Source organism: Marinobacter flavimaris (assembly GCF_002933295.1).
GTDB lineage: Bacteria > Pseudomonadota > Gammaproteobacteria > Pseudomonadales > Oleiphilaceae > Marinobacter > Marinobacter flavimaris.
Genome location: NZ_PSSW01000002.1, coordinates 203,471 through 222,988 on the forward strand (window position 1 = coordinate 203,471; position 19,518 = coordinate 222,988).

A 19,518-nucleotide genomic window follows, 5' to 3' on the forward strand; every position below is an offset into this window, starting at 1 on the left:
ATATAACATTTTGATTCTTAGAGGAGTGCCTCCGGCGCCATGGCTCAACCTATTCCTACCAGCCTGATACTTGGTTTTCTGGGTGTCGGTAAAACCACCGCCATTCTGGATCTTCTGAAAAGCAAACCGGAAAACGAGGTCTGGGCGGTTCTGGTCAACGAGTTCGGCGAGGTGGGCATCGATGGCGCCATGCTGAAGACCGAAGGCGCCTTCATCAAGGAAATACCCGGCGGATGCATGTGCTGTGTTGCCGGCCTGCCGATGCAGATAGGGCTCAACCAGCTGATTCACAAGGCAAAGCCCGATCGTCTGTTGATTGAGCCGACCGGGCTCGGTCACCCCTCTCAGATTCTGGACACCCTGACCAGCGAGCACTACCAGGATGTACTCGCCATGGGCCCTGTAATCTGCCTGGTGGACCCCCGAAGGCTCGAAGAACCGAAGGTGCTCGGCAATGTGCAGTTCCGGGATCAGGTGGCTGCGGCGGATATTCTCGTTGCCAACAAGACTGATCTTTGCACCCCGGAGCAACTGACTCATTTTGATGAGTGGGCCGCACAACTGGAACCCGCCAAGCGGGCGATTCACCACACGCGGTTCGGGCATCTGGCACCGGGCTGGCTGGACGGCCAATCGGATGCCCTGCCGGTGACCGATCCGGAAGCTCACCATCACCACCATCATAAGACTGCATCGCCGGCCCCCACTATTGATGACGAGCCCTGGCAACAGATTACCAATCAGGGACAGGGGCATTTCAGTGTTGGCTGGCGCATACATCCGGAACTGATACTCGATGAGAACGCATTGCTGGTGATGGCCATGGACTCGGCCTTTGTGCGCTTCAAGGCTGTCGTTCAGACCGTGGACGGCTGGCGGGCGATCAATGTGGTTGATGGAGCCCTGACCGTTATTCAGGGTGAACCGCAAGCCTACAGCCGGGCAGAGATCATAGCGTCCGATCAGATTGACGCCCGGGAACTCGATGCCCGCATGAGGGCGGCCGCGGGACTTGATCCGAGGTGAGGGCGTGAGTCATTGTCCGGTGTGCGAGCAGGGCAGTCTCTCGGATTTCCGTTCAGTGAAGGCCCAGCGTTACCTTCGATGTGATGTCTGCGAGGCGACGGTGATGGATGCGTCCTGCCGGTTATCGCCTGAGCAGGAGCGGGAAATTTACCAACTGCATGATAATGACCCGTCTCATCCGGGGTACCGGACATTTCTCTCGAAACTGACAGAACCTCTGCTTGAGCGCCTGCCATCGGGCGCCAGCGGCCTGGATTTCGGCTGCGGCCCCGGCCCTGCACTGGCGCAGATGCTTGAGGCGGAAGGCATGGCAGTCAGTCTCTACGATCCCTATTTTTATCCCTCAGCAGTGGCTCTCGATCAGACCTACGATTTCATAACCTGTACCGAAGTGGTAGAGCATCTTTACGCCCCCGCTGGCGTTTTCAGGGAACTCGACCGGATGCTGAAGCCCGGTGGTTGGCTGGGTGTGATGACCTGCTTCCAGACCGACGATGACCGGTTCGACAACTGGCATTATCGCCGTGACCCGACCCATGTGGTCTTCTACCGGGAATTCACCTTCAAGCTGCTCGCCAACCGGTTTGGCTGGCGCCTGGAAATACCGAGAAAGGATGTGGCTCTGTTCCGGAAGCCAGCCTAGGGGGCTTCCCTTGGGCACTCGGGAAGTGCAGGACACTGTTCCGCGGATGTGGTGCCTTCTTGTTTGAGCAATTCTGATTCACCGAAGCGGTCCGGTGTCAGTGCGGCGGCGCATCTCGCCGCCTGGGTCGCAACGTTTGTGCAGCCGCTCGCCTGCAGCGCGAAAGCGAGGTTGTTCCAGCCTTCGGCGAATTTCGGAAAACGTTTCACCGCGCGCAAGAAATGCTCCTGTGCTTCGCCTCGGTGGCCCAACTGCCAGGCAAGGTTGCCTCTGGCCATAGTGGCCGTCGGTTGGTCCGGCCAGGTCGTCTCGGCTGTCTTATAGGCCATGCCAGCGGCTGTGGTTCGGCCGGTTGTCTCGAGGTCGTGGGCCGATTGGAGAAAGCGGAGTGGTTTTGCCGTGGCAGGCACCCGGTCGGGCGGAAGGATGGTTACTGCCCAGTTATCGGCCCGCCCCCAGGTATTGGCGAAAACTTCCAGATCGATCGCTTCATGCTTGCGGGTATCGGTGTGGAGTATCAGGTCGCGCTCACCGGCGTCATAGCCGATCACAACCGCAAAGTGCCATTGGGGCCACCAGCCAAACCTCAGATTTTGCATCACCAGGACTGGATTGCCTGCTGCGATCTCGGTCAGGACACTTTCTAATCTACCGTCCAGCGGGTAAACCAACATGCCATGGGCGCGTGCGCCGGCGATCATTTCGACCTGAAGGGAGCCTTCCCGGCCCGGAATATAAACCAGCTCCGTGAGAATATCGGGATTGGATGAAAGGCCCTGGCTGTTCAGCATCATTGCCAGCGACGCAGGCCCGCACTGATACCTTTCCTGGGGGTAGAAAGGTACGTCGTCCAGCACAACCCTGTCGGGCAGCATGGCCTGGTGAGTTTCGGGCGCTGGCCATTTGGGAGCACTGGCGCAACCGGCCAGCAGGCTGACCAGTAACATCAGGATCAGCCTGCTGGATGTCGCTTCTAGAGAGGGAAAAATGACAGCCACTGATCCCGCTATCGAATGCAGTTCACGAACGGGAAGACATTCGTAGCACAGAGCATATCGGTGATAATGAATACCAGCAGGAACAACACAATGATGCCGACCACATCCTGCCCTGCAGGGGCCTCGGCGAGCTGACGTTCAAAATCCGCCAGTTCCGCGGGCGTGAGGTTCTGGATGCGTTCCTTGACCTGGTCCTGGCTGACCCCAAGGTCTGCCAACTTGGCCTGCACATCCTGTCTGTCGAGCATGCTGATCAGCTCCTGCCGGTCCAGCTGAACCTGTTGTTGCCCGATCATTTCGCCGGTTCCAACCATGCCGGCGGTAGCGGTGGCCGACCAGACGGAACCAAGAGCCATCATCATGGCCATAAAAAAGGAAACGTACCTCAAGTGCTTGCGAATGCCTGACATGGGTCACTCCTGCTCGTTGGCTACTTCCGGTGTAGCGGTTTGTTAGTCATCTTGCACTAACCGGACGATAAAACAGTCGGTTGCGTTCCCTCAACATACGAATCGTTCAGGATTCACAAACCTGCAGCTTTCGTTCCGGCCAATGGAGTATAGCCGAGCGTGCGACCATTCGGCTGGCGAGGTCTGGGTACGCCTGGCGGATAACGTTGGCACCGAACTCTGCCAGGAACGCCGATTTCAGTTCTGCCCGGGCCTTATGGGTGCCCGGTTCCTGGTAGGGCGCGGAGCAGAGCAGCAGGAAACCATCATCCGGAACACGTCCATTATCCATGTTGCTCTTTATGATCCCGGCGGCCTGGCGGATGGGATGGGACAGATCCGGGCTGTAAGGGCCGATGATCAGGGCTACGTTGGGTGCGTGCAGGAAATCGAACCCCCTGCCAAGGCAGATGACCCACTCCCGGTGCTCTATGTTCAGTTCCCGGTCAAAACGCCGAATCTCGTTCACGTGCCGGATATTGCCCTCAACCAGGGGCAGCAGATCACGCTGAACCGGTTCCGGCATATCCGGACAAAGGGAGGCGATTTCGGAGGCCATATCGGCAAGTCGCGTTACAGGAATGGTAGACAGATCCAGCGTTCGCTCCTGGCTACCGTGCAGAACCAGTGCATCCTCGTCGCTCTCGAAACCACATACCAGGGGATAGACCGTTCGGTGGCCGTTTCCGAACAGCTTTTCCACCTGGCTTCGGATCTGGAACGCATGGCGCATGGCGGCCTCACGATCGCAGTCAAAGCCGGCGCAGCCCCGTTCCCGTGAACCTTTTGAATAGTGGTAGGTAATGATGATCAGCACCCGTCGTCCCTGGGTTACGGCTTGCTGGACCGTGTCCGCCAGCATGTCGCCAAGGTAGGGCCAGCCCAGCTCAAAGATCCCGCCAAGGTTCCGGAACGGGTGAATGACACCAAGAGGCGTCTGGGTCACGTAGGGCAGGTGGATGCGGCCATCCATGCACTTCATCGCAATGATCTGGGTATTGTGCTCTGCCAGGTAGCGCTGCCTGGCCAGATGGTTTTCCGGGCTACAGAAGCTGGCCGAATGGGCCCGGCTGAGCTCCATCAGCCAGTCGATACGCTCTGCGATAGGGCGCGCATGCACGGGTGTTGTCATGGCTTTTGTCCTGTTCTGTTCAGAAGGTCGACAGGCCGGTCGCCTCCATAATCCGGTAGCGCCAATAGCGAAGTCTGGATTCGTCGGCCCAACGCTCGTAGGGCAGGCTCATCACCGGATCGTCGCCAGGGCCTTTTTGCCATTGCTCGTCAAAGAATCGCCGGGCTCCGCTCGCAACCTGTGACTGCTCCACCACCGATACCCAGACATCGGTCTCGAGATTCAGATCGTCGAGATTGCGCCGGGTAAAATTGGCCGAACCCAGGAGCAGTTCTGTTGCGCCGTTTTCTCTGGCCAACATCAACAGTTTAGTGTGGCATTGCTCACCCAGGGTATTACACCAACGTACCGGAACGCCCGCGCGAACCAGTTCCATGGCGACCTGCCTGTTGGGAATGCCACTCTTCTGGTGGCCGAAGGCCTCGTTGTTGGCATCAAGCAGAACTCGCAGTGCAACGCCCCGTCTGGCGGCGTCGACCAGGGCTGTGACAATATCGCGATGTGAGAGGTAAAACATGGCCATGTCCAGCTGATCACCGGCCGAGGCCTCTTGAATCATGGACAGAGCCTGATCCCGGATTTCCGATTCGGTCAGCACTGCCACCAGGGGGATTTCGGATTTCTGCGGTTCTCCAGTGACTTCGGGAGCCATGCTGATTCGCTCATCAATGGGCGTGGTGTCCGCTCCCGACATGGCGAGAACCGCCCGCTCGCTTTTCAGCAGATCAAAGACCGCCGGCCCCGTGAAGCTAAGCCCCAGGTTGCTATGCCGGCTGCTGCCGTCGTGGGGGTTGGCCGAGGTAACGATGGCCCTCAGGGAGCCCGCCTCATCCGCGACCATAAGCTTGCGATGGTTGGCCTTGAAGTTCAGTAGGGCGAGATAGCTTCGAAGGGTAACAGGCCTGGTGCCCAGGGCGTTGTCCAGCCAGCCTCCATCGGGGTTGTTGCCGAACCACTGACAACACAGCCGCCAGATTGAAGACCAGGTGGGATTACTGTCCCGTAGCGGCCGGAGTGCCGTCTCCACAACCGGAATGCCACCATCGCGCAGGGCTTGAAACCAGGGTGAGGTCGTGCCGCCATACATGGTGTTCAGGGGGTCGGAGATAACCGTAATGGATAGCTCCGGTTTTTCCGCTTTTCTCGCCAGCAGGGCCTCTGTGAGCTGTTGAGCCAGAGGCCGGTGGGCTACATCCTCCGGCTTGGTGCTGTTGAACAGAAACATGTCGATGAGAATGAACTCGTTGGCTTGTCCCACAAGCCGGAACACCTCGTCGAAGATTTCATGGTCTCGCTCCTCACGGCCGTTCTGATAGTGACGGGTGACGTCTGTCAGCAGGACGGGTTCCTCCAATGGCACCGCGGTTCCACGATAGCTGATGCCTGGCGGCAGTGGCTTTTGGGTGTGGTAAAGGCCGATGCCGGCCAGGGTGAGCAACAGCAGGAGAATCAGTAACTTCAGTGTCATGTGTGTATTTCCATCATCCCTGAGGTAAACGACGGCATAACTATACGTGACCTCTCTCTCAGGTAAACAAACACTTACAAAAAACACCCCGGTCGTTGTATCGAAGTTCCGCCACGCTTTCTAAACTAGTCAGATCAACCATTTATAACAAAGTTGCCTGTGAACGCCATACTCTCTTTCATACCGCGCCTGTTCAGTCTGCGGGCCGTTATTCTCGTTCTGGCTGTTGTGTTTGCCCTCATGGGGGACCAGCTTGCCCTCGTTGGCTGGGCTGACCGTGCGCTATTCAGCATTCTCGGCGTGCCAGAGGGCGCGACCCCGGCCACGATTCTCCCGCAGGAGGCATTCGGGCCGGCTATGGCTGATCGGGGGCTTTCGGAACCACTCTGGTCCGACATGGCGGTGACCGCCGGGCTGGCAATTGCGGCACTGTATCTGGTGCTTGCAATTCCGGCGATGGGCGCGGCCGTTTCCCTGCCGGTCACTCTTTTGCTTGGTGGCTCGCTCGTGGTGATCCAGGCGGCTTTGATGTTCTACCGCAATGCCTGGGTGCCGTTTGGCGTGGTGCTCACGTTGCTGGTGGTCGGTTACGTGGTGATGCTGTTCTGGCTGCAGCCCCGCAAACACATCCGTGCACTGACAGATAATGTGCGGGATGCGCGGCTGAAGCTGGCCAAGGTATTTCTGCAACAAGGTCATACAGACGAGGCCCTCGAAGCGCTGGATCGCTGCCCCGACTGTGAAAGCGAGATCGAGCTGCGCTACGACGCCGCCATCCAGCAGGAGCGCAAGCGCCAGTACGACAAGGCGGTCAGCACCTACCGCAGTATTCAGGAGCGAAAGAAAGGTTTTCGGGATACCGCCGCGAGGCTGTCGGCATTGGAAAAGCTCGCGCCGGATAACTCGTTGATGCAGGGAGGGAGTTTCGACAATACCCGCACCCTGTTGATGCCCGAGCCCGCCGTTAGTCGCCCGACCCTCGGAAGGTACGAAATCGAGCGGGAGATTGGCCGAGGGGCCATGGGTGTGGTTTATCTGGGCAAGGATCCGAAGATTGCCCGTACCGTTGCCATCAAGACTCTCAGCTACCAGGCGTTTGATGATGGACAGCTTCAGGATCTCAAGGAGCGATTCTTCCGGGAGGCAGAAGCCGCTGGCCGCCTGAGCCACCCGGCTATCGTCACCGTGTATGACGTTGGCGAGGAGGCAGACCTCGCCTATATCGCCATGGACTATGCGAAAGGACGTCCGCTCAGTGAATTCGGCAGAACCGGACGGTTACTGCCCCTGCCCAGGGTTCTGGATATCGTTGCCCGCGTGGCGGACGCTCTGGCCTACGCTCACAGCCAGAAAATCGTCCACCGCGACATCAAGCCCGGGAATATCATCTTCAATCCCGACAATGGCGATATAAAGATCACCGATTTCGGCATTGCCAAGATCTCCGATGACTCGCGAACCCGCACCGGCGCGGTAATGGGCAGCCCATTGTATATGTCGCCGGAGCAGTTGAAGGGTCAGAAGGTAACCGGTGCCTCCGATATCTACAGCCTGGGCGTAACGCTTTATAAGCTGGTGAGCGGCGAAACGCCCTATCAGGGCGATACCCTGGCCAACCTGACCTACCAGATTCTTAACAAGCGCCCACGCAGCGTCCGCGAGTTCAACGCGGATCTGCCAAACGGGGTGGTCCGTCTGATCAACAAGGCTATCCAGCGCGAGCCGGACAAGCGCTTTGCCAGTGCCGCCACCATGGCCGAGGCCGTGCGTCGTCTGGCCGTTCGTGAGGCTGGCCAGGAGGTGTCGTCCTGATGCGATATCACGTTGCCGGCCAGAGTCATCGCGGGGCCGTCCGGGAATCAAACCAGGATGTGGTGGACTGGCGGATCAATGATGCGGGTGACCAGGCGTTGTTGGTGGTTGCTGACGGTATGGGCGGTCACCAGGGAGGCGAGGTTGCCAGTCGCCTTGCGGTTGATGCCATCATCGAATCCCTTGAGCCTGAAATCGCCGGTGCCTCGAGCGGCACCACGGATGCGGATATCCGGGGAAAACTGGATCGGGCCTTCAGGTTGGCCAATGAGCGCATAGTGAGCCGCCGTTCCGGGGATCCAAGACTTGAAAAAATGGGCACGACACTGGTGGTGGCCTGGTTGAGTGGCAATCAGGCGCATATTGCTCACATTGGCGATTCCCGTTGCTACAGCCTGCGTGGCAGCCAGGCGCTGTGTCTCACGCGGGACGATACCGTGGTCCAGAACATGCTGGAAGACGGCAGCATTACCAGGGCCGACGTGCCCAATGTGCCGTTCCGGAATGTCCTGACCAGGGCCGTGGGAACGGTGGAGCAGGCGGCCCCCAGTTATCGGCGTGAAACGCTTGATGAAGGAGATGTGCTGCTGCTGTGTTCCGATGGGTTAACTGATTCGGTTCCGGAATACCGGTGGCTTGAAATCCATAAGGAAAGTGACGGCATGGAGCGCACGGTTCAGGCAATGATTGATGCCGGCCTGGCAAACGAGGCGGGTGACAATGTGTCTGTGGTATTACTGACGTTGGAGTATTGAGGAAACTGACATGGCTTCGCTTTCGCAACTGGTGGATAACGTTGTTGTTAACACCTTTGAACTCGGTCAACCGGAAACGCGCATCGGTCGGCGCCCGGACAACGATATCCAGATTGATGAAATTTCTGTGAGCGGCCAGCACGCCCTGATAGAAGCGGTGCCCAATGCCTATCTGGAAGGTACGGTGGATTACTACATTACCGACAGCAACAGCACCAATGGCACTTTTGTGAACGAATTGCGGGTTGCTGACCGCCAGCGTCTCAACAGCAACGACATGGTGCGCATTGGCTGGAATGAGTTCCGTTTCATCGATGAAGAAGAGCAGGCAATGGAAAAAACCGCCTATATCCTCGACTGACCCTAACGGTTGGCCCGCGAATTACCGGATCCGATCCTGAACAAATCTGCTGAAACGGGAAAGCAGCGAGGACGCATCCGGCGCTGGCTTTACGCCGGCGATCAGGGCCTCCGCATCAAGCCCCTCCCGTGTCAGGTCGGGCGCCTGGACCTTCAGGTAGGCGCTCATAATGGCGTCCGTGAACTCTGGATGGAACTGCACGCCCCAGGCGCAGGGACCAATTCTGAAAGCCTGATGAGGCTCGAACTGGTTGCGTCCCAGCAACACCGCGCCTTCAGGCAGGCGCAGCACGGACTGCCGGTGTGTCAGCTGGGCCGGAAATTTTTCCGGTAGCTCCCGGAACAGGACATCGGAAGCTGCCTCGGGAAGGAGTTCAACCTCGTGGGTGCCGGTTTCCCGGCCATTCGGATGGTAACCAGCTTCCCCGCCCAGCGCGTGGGCCAGTAACTGGTGGCCATAGCAGACACCAAGCACCGGCACTTCGCTTCTGACGGCTTTTACCAGCCAACGCCCCGCGTTCTCGCTCCACTCGGCCCGGTCGCTCACCATGGCAGGGGAGCCCGTCACCACGATGCCGTCCCAGTCTTCAGGATTCCCCGGCAGTTCACCGGCCTCGGCATTGGCAACGGTGATATCCAGCTCGTCTGACAACCCGCGCAGGAACCACTCGTCAAAATCGCCAAACCTTGCCCGAATGTCCGGGTAGGTGGTGCCTGTTTTAAGGACCACCACGCGCGCCTTGCGGTTTGTGGGAGCGTTCTGTTGCATGGTGCTATCTTCCTGCGAGGCCAGCGGGCCGGGTTGTTTACTGCTCTGGCAGTTCGGCGTTGTGGAACACGTTCTGCACGTCGTCCAGTTCGTTCAGCATGTCGAGGAATTTCTCGAACATGGGGATGTCGTCGCCTTCCACCATTGTGGTGGTTTTGGGCAGGAACTGGATTTCATCCACTTCAAAATCGATGTCTTCGATTGCGTCCACGAGTGCCTGGCGAGCCTTGGCGTATTCGGTGTTCGGTGTGAACACGGTAATCAGGCCATCTTCGTTCTCGATGTCGGTTACATCGACATCCGCTTCCATCAGCGCCTCGAGTACGGCCTCTTCATCCTCGCCCTTGAACGCAAAAATAGCGCTGTGGTCGAACATGTGAGACACGGCTCCGGGCGTGCCGATCTTGCACTTGGTCTTGGTGAAGGCCAGGCGCACGTCGCCAAAGGTGCGGTTCGGGTTATCGGTCAGGCAGTCCACGATCACCATGCAGTTGCCCGGTCCGTAGCCTTCGTAGCGAGCTGCAGCATAGTCTTCGCCGGCGCCACCCTTGGCCTTGTCGATGGCCTTTTCAATGACGTGCGAAGGCACCTGGTCTTTCTTGGCCCGCTCGATCAGTCCGCGCAGGGACAGGTTGGCCTGGGGATCGGGGCCTCCGGACTTGGCGCTCATGTAAATCTCGCGGCCGTACTTGCTGTAGACCTTGGTTTTTGCCGCAGCCGTCTTGGCCATGGATTCTTTGCGGTTCTGGTAGGCTCTGCCCATCTGCGCTGCCTCTTGGTTCTCTGGAAAAGGCCGGATTTTACTCAACATTGCCGGTTTGGGACAGGCTTATTTGGCCCCTGTTCCGGGATGGTTTTCACGATCCGCCAATACCAAGGTGCCAGCAGGACAGCACTTTTGATGCACAGACCTATAGGCAAGCCACTGCTAGCGTGAGAGGACAACTGGCAGGCGTCGGGGAACAGAATGCAAAGACAAAGCGCAACGCAGACAATGGTTCGGATGCTGTTTCTGTGCCTGGTCTTTTCATGCTCGTTGGCGAGTGCCGGGGGTAACGAGAACGGCGATCAGGACCAGGTGGCACGGGACATGATCCGGGTTCTCAACGCTTATGTCGTCTACAAGATGGGGCAATATGAATCGGCCTTCGAGCAGTATCTGGAGCTGGCAGAGGAGGGCAGCCGCCAGGGCATGCTGAATGTGGCCAACATGTATGCCCAGGGGCAGGGCGTTGAACAAAACCAGGAGAAAGCCTTCCAGTGGTACCTGCGGGCAGCCGACAGTGGTGATTCCATCAGTATGGTCGAAGTGGCCATGGCCTATGAAGAGGGCAGGGGAACGGTCCTGGATAAAGACGAAGCACTCAGTTGGTATCGCCGAGCTGCGGAAGCGGGAAACAGTGATGCCCGCTGGCGGCTGGGCAAAAGCCTTTTTGACGAAGGCCGCATGGCTGAAGGCTTGTGTCTGATCCGGCTGGCGGCAGTTGACGGCGGCCAGCCCTCAGCACAGCAGTTCCTGTCAGCGCTGGGGCCGAGTGCCGGACCGGAGAATAAATTGCCCCGGTCTCGGTGCTCGCCTTCCGGCAGTTAAACGTAATCGACCGGGCGCCGGTAGTTTTCCTGGGTCATCAGGTCGATGCCACACTCCATATCGCTGACCCAGTTCAGGAAGCGATCAACCATCACCGGTCCTTCGAAGCGTTTGCCGTGCTGGGGCACAATCATCGAAACATCCATGTCGCGGACCATATTCGCCCAGAGTTGGCAAACCTTCCGGGAGGCAATGTAGCGCCGATGGAAGCCGATCATGCTCGGTATATGCTTGTCGAAGTCCTTTACTGGCAGGTGATCGTCCTCGCCACCCATGGAGGCGCCCAGGTCGCCCGAGAACAGAATCTTCGAGACCGGATCATAGAACTGCAGGTTGCCGACCGAATGCATGAAGTGGGCTGGCAGACATTGCAGATAGGATTCCCCGAACTTCACATTGGCGCCAGCATCCGGAACGCTAACGATGCGGTCGTATACGCTGCCGCTGAGCTGGTTGGTCACGTAGCTGGAAACCAGGTGCGGAAGGAACCGGGCCCAGAGTTTCGAAGTTACGATCTTCGCGCGGGTATGAACGATCCAGCGGTCGATGGCACCGATGATGTCCGGGTCCTGGTGAGAGGCGAACACGTAATCCATGTCGCGGATGTTCATGTAGCGTGATGCCGCCACCGACAGCGGGGTGTAGGTGAGGTCGCCACCCGGGTCGATCAGTGCTTCATGTTTACCGTCGACAATCAGGAACTGGTTGGACTGGACGCCCTCTCCGGTTACCAGGGAATCGAACATCAGGCATTTGTGGTGTCCGTTATCGAACAGGACAATGGGTTCGGCTGCCATTTCGGTCTCCCGCAAAATACAGTTTGATCCGGCCGGAATGGCCGGATATTGCAAGCTGCGCGGAGATTACAAAATTGACAAAAGCCAACTCTTGCCTCAGGTCAATTCTCTGATATTCCTCAAGTAACGATTTGTTGTTGCCAGTTCTCAGGCCAGCTGTGGTACCCGTTTGATCCCGCGGCGAATGCCCTGTTCAAGAGCGCTGCTGACGACCTTCCCGGTGAATGGTACGATGTCTTCGAAGGTGATGGTGTAGTTCACCCGGGTGTGGCCTTCCGGTGTGTCCTCGAAACGGATTCTTCCCAGATGGTTGCGGATCGGGCTCATGCTGGTGATGGTGTATTCGATCAGTGAATCCGGCTCGAAGCTGGTCACCGTTTCTTCCAGGCCGACCGGCCCGATGCCGATTTTGCGAACGGAGCCGATGCCGTTGGGATCAGCCTGATCGCTGTCCTTGATTCGTTTGACCGGTGCTCCCAGCAGTTTTCCGAAACGGTAATGGTCGGCGAACAGGGCGAAAACCCGTCGTCGGGGTACGTCAAAGGTTTCATCAATTTCAATGGTGTACATGGCCATGGGCTCACTCTTTTTGTCATTCGATGCCCCCAGCCTAACCCCTTGGCTCCTACAACAAAAGTCGTAGAAGGCGGCAGGTTTCAATCTGGCCCGGGTTGACCGTTCAGTGTCGGGCGGTATGCCGGTAGTCCCGGGGTGACTGACCCATTACCTTTTTGAAAAGCCGCGAAAAATAGTAAGCATCGTCATAGCCCAGGCGTCGGCTTATGTCTGCGAAGCTCAGGCTGCTGGTGTCCAGCATCTGGCAGGCGCGTTCCACCTTCAGGTGCAGGAAGTGCTGGATCGGGGAGGTGCCGGTCTGTTCCCGATAGCGGGTGGCAAAATGAGCCGGTGAGAGGCCGGCGAGATCGGCCAGTTGCTCCAGGCTGATACGCTCATCCAGATGCTCCCGCATATAATTGTGAATGGTTTCCAGTTCGGCCTGCCGCTCGTGCCCGGTTTCGTCGGCGTTGATCGGAACTGCAGCCAACAGTTGCCGAAGCCGGTTGGCCGCGTGGATCAGGCCGCGGGCCCGGAAACCGGTCTGTCGCACCGATAGCAGGCCATTGAAGTCAACCAGAAGCCGGGGTTGCCGGCCCAAATGACGAATCCGGGTCGGGCCGTCGAACCCCATGTAGTGTTGAAAATCTGCTGCCAGTGGTCCGGTGTAGTGCACCCAGTGAATGGTCCAGGGGTTGTCCGGATCGGCGGTATACCGATGGTTGGCACCGGCCGGCAGAAGCAGCAGATCGCCAGCCTCCACCGTGTAGGGCTCCCCGTCTACGTTCAGGAACGCACGGCCTTCCGTGCAGTAGATCAAAAGATTGTCGTGATGGTGTTCCCGATGCATGTGATGGCCGACGGCGCGCCGGTAGTGGCCGAACGCCAGCGGATAGAGATCCCGGGTCAGTGGATGGCTCGCGAGCAGTCGAATGATCGGCTCAGGCACCACGTAGCGAATGCTGTCTTTGGGCACCGGCCACTGTGAGGTTTGGGTCATTTCTGGTCTTGTTTGTTTGAGCTTTATCGAAAGATAGTCCATTACGGGCGAAATTTAGTCAATCACCCATTGGTCAATCCCGTGCTAGCCTTTGGGTAAACGTGGCAAGGAACCCTCAGGTTCCGGCCGGCTTCCCGTACAACAACAAACAGGGACATCAACATGAAAAATGTACCGTTGTATATTGCAGGTGAATTCATCCAGAGCCAGACCAAGGACTGGATTGAAGTTACCAACCCCGCCACCAACGAAGTGATCGCCAAGGCTCCGAACACGACTCATGCGGAAATGGAGCAGGCCATCAAGTATGCCGGTGAAGTATTCAAGACCTGGAAGGAAGTGCCGGTTTCCGAGCGCGCCCGGGTTATGCTCCGCTATCAGGCACTTCTGAAAAAACATCATGACGAGATTGCTGAAATCCTTTCGCAGGAAACCGGCAAAACGTTTGAAGACGCCAAAGGGGACGTCTGGCGTGGTATTGAAGTAGTTGAGCACGCTGGAAACGTCGCTTCTCTGATGATGGGCGAGACGGTTGAGAACGTTGCCCGTGAAGTGGATACCCACTCCTGGATCCAGCCGCTGGGTGTGTGCGCCGGTATTACGCCGTTCAACTTCCCGGCCATGATTCCGCTGTGGATGTTCCCAATGGCGATTGCCTGCGGTAACACCTTTATCCTCAAGCCTTCCGAGCAGGATCCGTTGACCCCCATGCGCCTTGCCGAGCTGTTTGAAGAAGCCGGTGCGCCCAAGGGCGTTCTGCAGGTGGTTCACGGTGGCAAGGAGCAGGTTGACGTACTGCTGACTGATCCCGCCATCAAGGCCGTTTCTTTCGTAGGTTCTGTGCCTGTTGGCCGTTACATCTACGAGACCGGCACCCGCAACATGAAACGTGTCCAGAGTTTCGCCGGTGCCAAGAACCACATGGTCATCCTGCCGGACGCTGACAAACAGCAAGTGATCAATGCCCTGGTTGGTGCCTCGGTTGGTGCTGCCGGCCAGCGCTGCATGGCAATTTCGGTCGCGGTCTTTGTGGGCGAAGCCCAGCAGTGGATTCCAGAGCTGAAAGAAGCCATGGCGAAAGTTCGTCCAGGCGCGTGGAACGATTCCGGTGCCAGCTATGGCCCGATCATCTCTTCCAAGGCGAAAGACCGTATCGAGTCCCTGATCGCGACCGGTGAAGCGCAGGGCGCTAACCTTCTGCTGGATGGTCGCGGCTGCACCGTAGACGGACTGCCCGATGGCAACTGGGTTGGCCCGACTCTGTTCTCCGGTGTTACCACCGAGATGGATATCTACAACGAGGAAATCTTCGGTCCCGTGCTCTCCTGCATGGAAACCGACACCCTTGGTGATGCCATCGAGCTGGTGAATAACAGCCCGTACGGCAACGGCGTCTCCATCTTTACCAGTTCCGGTGGTGCCGCGCGTCGCTTCCAGCATGAGATCGACGTAGGCCAGGTGGGCGTGAACATCCCCATTCCTGTGCCCCTGCCGTTCTTCTCGTTCACCGGCTGGAAGGGTTCCTTCTACGGTGACCAGCATGCCTACGGCAAGCAGGCGGTTCGCTTCTACACCGAAACCAAAACGGTTACCTCCCGCTGGTTCTCCAGTGAAGCGACCAGCTCGGAAGCCAACTTCTCTATCCAGTTGCGTTAATTGCGTTGAAGGTGGGGTATTTGGGCCGGAACCTGTTTCCGGCCCCTTGTTTTCCCCACTCAATGCCAAGCCCTCTCTATCTGGAGCGTAACGATGGACTTTAACCTCACCGAAGATCAGCTGGCGTTTCGCGAGGCCGCTCGGGCGTTCGCGGAAAAATCCATGGCGCCCCACGCTGCGAAGTGGGACAGCGAGCATATTTTCCCGGTCGATGTGATGAAGGAAGCCGGCGAAATGGGCTTCATGGGTATGTACACGCCCGAAGCGCTTGGCGGCATGGGGCTGTCCCGGCTGGACACCTCGGTCATCGTGGAAGAGCTCGCTGCTGCGTGCCCTTCAACCGCCGCGTTTATCACCATCCACAACATGGCCACCTGGATGGTCGCCAGCTTTTCGTCGGATGATCTCAAGCAGGAAATCGTGCCTAAACTCGCCAGCGGCGAATGGCTCGCCTCCTACTGCCTGACCGAGCCGGGTGCCGGCTCAGACGCGGCCAGTCTTCGCACCAAGGCCGTGCGGGATGGCGACAGCTACGTAATCAACGGCAGTAAAGTATTCATTTCCGGCGCCGGGGCCACCGATATTCTGGTCTTGATGGCCCGAACCGGAGCGCCGGATTCCGGCTATAAAGGCATTTCCACCTTCGTGATTCCCGCAGATGCCGACGGCATTTCCTACGGCAAGAATGAAGAGAAAATGGGCTGGCACAGTCAGCCTACCCGGATGATCAGCCTGGAGAATGTCCGCATTCCGGCCAGCAACCGAGTTGGTGACGAGGGCGACGGGTTTGCCATCGCCATGAAGGGGCTCGATGGGGGGCGTCTGAATATCGCCACCTGTTCCCTTGGTGGTGCCCAGGCGGCTCTTCTCCGTGCCCGTAACTACATGCACGAGCGGGAACAGTTTGGTAAGCCGCTGGCGGCTTTCCAGGCTCTGCAGTTCAAGCTGGCCGACATGGCCACCAACCTGGTTGCCGCGAGGCAGATGGTTCGTCTGGGCGCGTTCAAGCTTGATAACGCCGATCCGGAAGCGACACTGCATTGTGCCATGGCCAAACGGTTCGCCACCGATGCCTGTTTCGAAGTGGTCAACGAGGCCCTGCAGCTTCACGGCGGTTACGGCTACATTCGTGAATACCCGCTTGAGCGCTATCTGCGTGACCTGCGTGTGCACCAGATCCTGGAAGGCACCAACGAAATCATGCGTCTGATTGTTGCCCGTCGCCTGCTCGATGACGGCGTGGCTGAGGCAATTCAATAAGCATAGAAATGGGGTCTGATGAAATCGTCATCCGACCCCATTTTCAGTATGAGGAATAGCAAATGAGTGACCTGATTCAGCTCGAAAAACGCGGACATATCGCGGTACTGACCATCAACAATCCACCGGCCAACACCTGGACGAAGGATTCCCTCATTGCCCTGACGAGCATCGTCAAGGAACTGAACGAAGACCGGGACATCTTTGCCCTGGTAATGACCGGGCAGGGCGAGAAGTTCTATTCCGCCGGCGCCGATCTGAAAACCTTCGCCGATGGCGACAAGGCCCGGGCGAACGAGATGGGCCAGCTTTTTGGCGAGGCCTTCTCCACGCTGCAGCGGTTCCGCGGTGTTTCTATCGCGGCGGTGAACGGCTACGCCATGGGTGGCGGCCTGGAGTGCGCCATGGCCTGTGACATCCGCATTGCCGAAGAGCATGCCCAGATGGCACTGCCCGAAGCAGGCGTTGGCCTTTTGCCCTGTGCCGGCGGCACCCAGAACCTGCCCTGGCTGGTGGGTGAGGGCTGGGCCAAGCGGATGATTCTGTGCGGTGAGCGGGTAAAGGCCGATACGGCACTGCGAATCGGCCTGGTTGAGGAAGTGGTGCCGAGCGGACAGAGCCTTGATAAGGCGCTGGAGTTGGCGGAAATGGCGTGCCAGCAGAGCCCGTCGTCAACTGCTCGTTGCAAGACCCTGGTGATGAGCGCCCGCGATGGCCGCAGCCACGACGACGGCTGGCGCATGGAGCGGGAACTGTTTGTTGAGCTGTTCTCTACCGAAGACCAGAAAGAAGGCGTAAACGCGTTTCTCGAAAAGCGCAAGCCGGAATGGAAAAACCGCTGAAGCCGGCTTTGAAGGCTGGCTCAAGGACCTGTTATGAGTGATCAACCCATTATCTTCGAAGAATGGAAGACGGGCGATGGCGCGCTGATCGCCGTGGCCCGGCTGAATACGCCCAAAGCGCTGAACTCGCTGTCTCTGGAAATGATCCGGTTGCTGACTCCGCAACTGAAGCGTTGGGCGGAGGACCCCGTAATCCAGGCCGTCTGGCTGGAATCCGAGGGCGACAAGGCGTTCTGTGCCGGTGGCGACATCGTTGCCCTGTATCGCAGCATGACCGAGCCACAGGGTGCCAGTGAGGGTGAGGCATTCTTCACCGAGGAATATGAGCTGGATTACCTGATCCATACCTTCCCGAAACCGCTCGTTTGCTGGGGACACGGCATCGTAATGGGTGGCGGTATGGGCATTATGGAGGGCGCGTCTCACCGGGTGGTGACGGAAGGATCGAAGCTTGCCATGCCCGAGATCACCATCGGCCTCTACCCCGATGTTGCGGCGGGCTGGTTCCTGAACCGCACCCCCGGGCGCACCGGCTTGTTCCTGGGGCTGACCGGTGCTCGCCTGAACGGCGCTGATGCAATCTTCACTGGCCTTGCCGACCGCTTCATCCGGCATGATCTGAAGGCCAATGTTGTTGCCGAGCTGTGCAAGCGTAACTGGCAGGGTGAAGATCCTCATGCAGTGGTCGGTAGTGTGTTGCGTCAATACGAGCGTGAGAGCGCCGACGCCATGCCGGAGTCACCTGTTCGCACTCATTTCGATGAGATCAATCGGGTTACCGATGCTGACTCCCTGGAAGCGACCGTTAACCAATTGAAAGAACTGTCTGGTGGCGACGGCTGGGTGGCGAAAGCGACCCGCTCCCTGGCTGGTGCGTCACCCACATCCCTGGCTTTGGTCTGGCGGCACCTGCACGGCTGCAAACACGACAGCCTGAAAGAGGTGCTCGACAAGGAACTGGTGCTTTCCACCAAGTGCCTGACCAAGGGCGAGTTTGCCGAAGGCATCCGAGCGCTTCTGATCGACAAGGACCAGCAGCCCCGCTGGCGCTATGCGTCCCTTGCCGAAATGGACAGCGCCTGGATCGACGATTTTTTTAGCTGATCTATTACAAGAACAAGGAGAAAAGACATGGCAAAGATTACCTTTATCGGTCTCGGTAACATGGGCGGCCCAATGGCCGGGAACCTGGTAAAAGCCGGCCACGAGGTCACCGTATTCGACCTGTCCAAAGACGCTGTTGCTGCCCTGGTGTCCGAAGGCGCGAAAACAGCAGGCACCGCCCACGAAGCAGCCAGTGGCGCGGAGTGTGTCATCACCATGCTGCCTGCCGGCCAGCATGTAGAAGCGGTATACCTGGGTGACGATGGTCTGCTGGCAAAACTGCCGGCCGGCACCCTGGTGATTGATTCTTCCACCATCGCTCCGGAAACAGCCCGGGGCGTTGCCGAAGTTGCACGAGCCAAGGATATCCCGTTCCTCGATGCGCCCGTCTCCGGCGGTGTTGGCGGTGCCAAGGCCGGCACCTTGACCTTCATTTGCGGCGGCTCGGAAGAGGCTTTCAACAAGGCCAAGCCGATTCTCGACGCCATGGGCAAGAACATCTTCCACGCCGGTGATCATGGGTCCGGCCAGGTGGCCAAGATCTGCAACAACATGCTGCTGGCCATCCTGATGTCCGGCACCAGTGAGGCACTTGCGCTCGGCGTGAAGAACGGTCTGGATCCGGCGGTTCTCTCGGAAATCATGAAGCAGAGCTCTGGCGGCAACTGGGCGTTGAACGTCTACAACCCCTGGCCTGGTGTGATGGAGGGCGTACCCGCGTCACGTAACTACGAGGGCGGCTTCCTGGTCAATCTGATGACCAAGGATCTGGGGCTGGCGTTCGACAACGCCGTCAAGAACCAGGCTTCCATTCCCATGGGCTCTCTGGCCCGCAACCTGTTCCAGCTCCATGCTGGGCAGGGCAACGGTAGCCTGGATTTCTCCAGCATTCAGCGGCTCTATAAGCCTGAATAAAGGTTGGGTAAAGACACGATCAAAACGCCGGACGGGCGCTACCTTGTGGTAAAGGGGCGCCTGTGGCGTTGTTCGAATCCCGATCTTCCGGAGCAGGTGTACCGGGAGCAGGTCAAGCACCTGATGTCTGCTCGCCGGATGGTGCGGGATGCGAAAGCATCCGGCGACGAGGGTCAGGAGCGTGAGGCCCGCCAACAGGTGGATCACGCCAAGCGTGCCCTGGGTGAGCGCGGGCCGGTCTGGTGGTCTGATGACGAACCGGACTATACCCAGTGCAAGATCGAGAACACGCCGTACGCCGAATGGTATCGTTCGCGCCAGGAGGCGAGTGAGTAACGTTCGGTCTTTTCGTTGAATAACCGCGACTACGCTGTTAATGTTTCACC

21 protein-coding genes are annotated in these 19,518 nt (G+C 58.4%); 12 read left to right on the forward strand and 9 right to left on the reverse strand.

Annotation, left to right across the window (positions count from 1 at the left end):
- Window positions 1-39: 39 nt before the first annotated feature.
- Window positions 40-1,026: a CobW family GTP-binding protein gene (locus tag MDHKLMBL_RS04595; RefSeq protein ID WP_053114694.1), complete on the forward strand. Its 987-nt coding sequence runs from the start codon at window positions 40-42 to the stop codon at window positions 1,024-1,026.
- 103 nt (window positions 1,027-1,129) lie between these two features.
- Window positions 1,130-1,669 (forward strand): class I SAM-dependent methyltransferase, encoded by a 540-nt coding sequence (locus MDHKLMBL_RS04600; RefSeq protein ID WP_241956182.1) that lies wholly within the window; start codon window positions 1,130-1,132, stop codon window positions 1,667-1,669.
- Here MDHKLMBL_RS04600 and MDHKLMBL_RS04605 read toward each other — a convergent pair.
- The 4 genes from MDHKLMBL_RS04605 to MDHKLMBL_RS04620 all read right to left on the reverse strand — a co-directional run bounded on the left by MDHKLMBL_RS04605 (window position 1,666) and on the right by MDHKLMBL_RS04620 (window position 5,716).
- A complete protein-coding gene (locus MDHKLMBL_RS04605; protein ID WP_104270222.1) occupies window positions 1,666-2,616 on the reverse strand; it encodes a PA2778 family cysteine peptidase in 951 nt (316 codons plus the stop codon). The genes MDHKLMBL_RS04600 and MDHKLMBL_RS04605 overlap by 4 nt on opposite strands.
- A gap of 59 nt (window positions 2,617-2,675) precedes the next feature.
- Window positions 2,676-3,077 carry a PA2779 family protein gene (locus tag MDHKLMBL_RS04610; RefSeq protein ID WP_041645035.1) on the reverse strand — a complete coding sequence of 134 codons (402 nt, stop codon included), beginning with the start codon at window positions 3,075-3,077 and terminating at the stop codon, window positions 2,676-2,678.
- A 106-nt stretch (window positions 3,078-3,183) separates the two neighbouring features.
- Complete coding sequence (locus tag MDHKLMBL_RS04615; protein ID WP_104270223.1) at window positions 3,184-4,248, reverse strand: carboxysome shell carbonic anhydrase domain-containg protein; 1,065 nt, start codon at window positions 4,246-4,248, stop codon at window positions 3,184-3,186.
- 19 nt (window positions 4,249-4,267) lie between these two features.
- Entirely contained in the window at window positions 4,268-5,716 is a 1,449-nt protein-coding gene (locus tag MDHKLMBL_RS04620; RefSeq protein WP_008175968.1) for a phospholipase D family protein, read from the reverse strand.
- A gap of 159 nt (window positions 5,717-5,875) precedes the next feature.
- Between MDHKLMBL_RS04620 and MDHKLMBL_RS04625 the strand changes: the two genes are divergently transcribed.
- The 3 genes from MDHKLMBL_RS04625 to MDHKLMBL_RS04635 are packed head-to-tail and all read left to right on the forward strand — an operon-like array spanning window position 5,876 to window position 8,644.
- Window positions 5,876-7,528: a serine/threonine-protein kinase gene (locus MDHKLMBL_RS04625; protein ID WP_053114697.1), complete on the forward strand. Its 1,653-nt coding sequence runs from the start codon at window positions 5,876-5,878 to the stop codon at window positions 7,526-7,528.
- Entirely contained in the window at window positions 7,528-8,283 is a 756-nt protein-coding gene (locus MDHKLMBL_RS04630) for a protein phosphatase 2C domain-containing protein (RefSeq protein ID WP_008175964.1), read from the forward strand. The genes MDHKLMBL_RS04625 and MDHKLMBL_RS04630 overlap by 1 nt, the downstream gene beginning before the upstream one ends.
- A 10-nt stretch (window positions 8,284-8,293) precedes the next feature.
- Window positions 8,294-8,644 carry an FHA domain-containing protein gene (locus MDHKLMBL_RS04635; RefSeq protein ID WP_008175962.1) on the forward strand — a complete coding sequence of 117 codons (351 nt, stop codon included), beginning with the start codon at window positions 8,294-8,296 and terminating at the stop codon, window positions 8,642-8,644.
- A 21-nt stretch (window positions 8,645-8,665) separates the two neighbouring features.
- Here MDHKLMBL_RS04635 and MDHKLMBL_RS04640 read toward each other — a convergent pair whose 3' ends face one another.
- A complete protein-coding gene (locus MDHKLMBL_RS04640; protein ID WP_008175960.1) occupies window positions 8,666-9,412 on the reverse strand; it encodes a glutamine amidotransferase in 747 nt (248 codons plus the stop codon).
- 37 nt (window positions 9,413-9,449) lie between these two features.
- Complete coding sequence (locus MDHKLMBL_RS04645; RefSeq protein ID WP_008175958.1) at window positions 9,450-10,175, reverse strand: YebC/PmpR family DNA-binding transcriptional regulator; 726 nt, start codon at window positions 10,173-10,175, stop codon at window positions 9,450-9,452.
- Between the two features lie 204 nt (window positions 10,176-10,379).
- On the opposite strand from MDHKLMBL_RS04645, the gene MDHKLMBL_RS04650 reads away from it, so the two are divergent.
- On the forward strand, window positions 10,380-11,003 hold the full coding sequence (locus MDHKLMBL_RS04650; protein WP_227497869.1) for a tetratricopeptide repeat protein: 624 nt from the start codon (window positions 10,380-10,382) through the stop codon (window positions 11,001-11,003).
- On the opposite strand, the gene MDHKLMBL_RS04655 is transcribed toward MDHKLMBL_RS04650, so the two are convergent.
- From MDHKLMBL_RS04655 to MDHKLMBL_RS04665, 3 genes are all read right to left on the reverse strand, one after another.
- Window positions 11,000-11,800, reverse strand: coding sequence for an oxygen-binding di-iron domain-containing protein (locus tag MDHKLMBL_RS04655; protein WP_008175954.1), 801 nt, complete (start codon window positions 11,798-11,800; stop codon window positions 11,000-11,002). The two genes, MDHKLMBL_RS04650 and MDHKLMBL_RS04655, sit on opposite strands and share 4 nt — an antisense overlap.
- 147 nt (window positions 11,801-11,947) lie before the next feature.
- Window positions 11,948-12,376, reverse strand: a complete 429-nt coding sequence (locus MDHKLMBL_RS04660; RefSeq protein WP_008175952.1) for an SRPBCC family protein — start codon at window positions 12,374-12,376, stop codon at window positions 11,948-11,950.
- Window positions 12,377-12,479: 103 nt separating this feature from the next.
- Complete coding sequence (locus tag MDHKLMBL_RS04665) at window positions 12,480-13,355, reverse strand: AraC family transcriptional regulator (protein WP_092030175.1); 876 nt, start codon at window positions 13,353-13,355, stop codon at window positions 12,480-12,482.
- A gap of 162 nt (window positions 13,356-13,517) precedes the next feature.
- Between MDHKLMBL_RS04665 and MDHKLMBL_RS04670 the strand changes: the two genes are divergently transcribed.
- From MDHKLMBL_RS04670 to MDHKLMBL_RS04695, 6 genes are all read left to right on the forward strand, one after another.
- The gene (locus tag MDHKLMBL_RS04670; RefSeq protein WP_088557834.1) at window positions 13,518-15,011 is read left to right on the forward strand and encodes a CoA-acylating methylmalonate-semialdehyde dehydrogenase; all 1,494 of its coding nucleotides are present in this window, start codon (window positions 13,518-13,520) and stop codon (window positions 15,009-15,011) included.
- Window positions 15,012-15,104: 93 nt separating this feature from the next.
- Window positions 15,105-16,271: an acyl-CoA dehydrogenase family protein gene (locus MDHKLMBL_RS04675; protein WP_104270224.1), complete on the forward strand. Its 1,167-nt coding sequence runs from the start codon at window positions 15,105-15,107 to the stop codon at window positions 16,269-16,271.
- A gap of 62 nt (window positions 16,272-16,333) precedes the next feature.
- Window positions 16,334-17,113 (forward strand): enoyl-CoA hydratase, encoded by a 780-nt coding sequence (locus MDHKLMBL_RS04680; protein ID WP_092030171.1) that lies wholly within the window; start codon window positions 16,334-16,336, stop codon window positions 17,111-17,113.
- Between the two features lie 33 nt (window positions 17,114-17,146).
- On the forward strand, window positions 17,147-18,217 hold the full coding sequence (locus MDHKLMBL_RS04685; RefSeq protein ID WP_104270225.1) for an enoyl-CoA hydratase/isomerase family protein: 1,071 nt from the start codon (window positions 17,147-17,149) through the stop codon (window positions 18,215-18,217).
- A 27-nt stretch (window positions 18,218-18,244) separates the two neighbouring features.
- On the forward strand, window positions 18,245-19,132 hold the full coding sequence (mmsB, locus tag MDHKLMBL_RS04690; protein ID WP_104270226.1) for a 3-hydroxyisobutyrate dehydrogenase: 888 nt from the start codon (window positions 18,245-18,247) through the stop codon (window positions 19,130-19,132).
- A gap of 3 nt (window positions 19,133-19,135) precedes the next feature.
- The gene (locus MDHKLMBL_RS04695; RefSeq protein WP_104270227.1) at window positions 19,136-19,468 is read left to right on the forward strand and encodes a hypothetical protein; all 333 of its coding nucleotides are present in this window, start codon (window positions 19,136-19,138) and stop codon (window positions 19,466-19,468) included.
- Window positions 19,469-19,518: the final 50 nt, after the last annotated feature.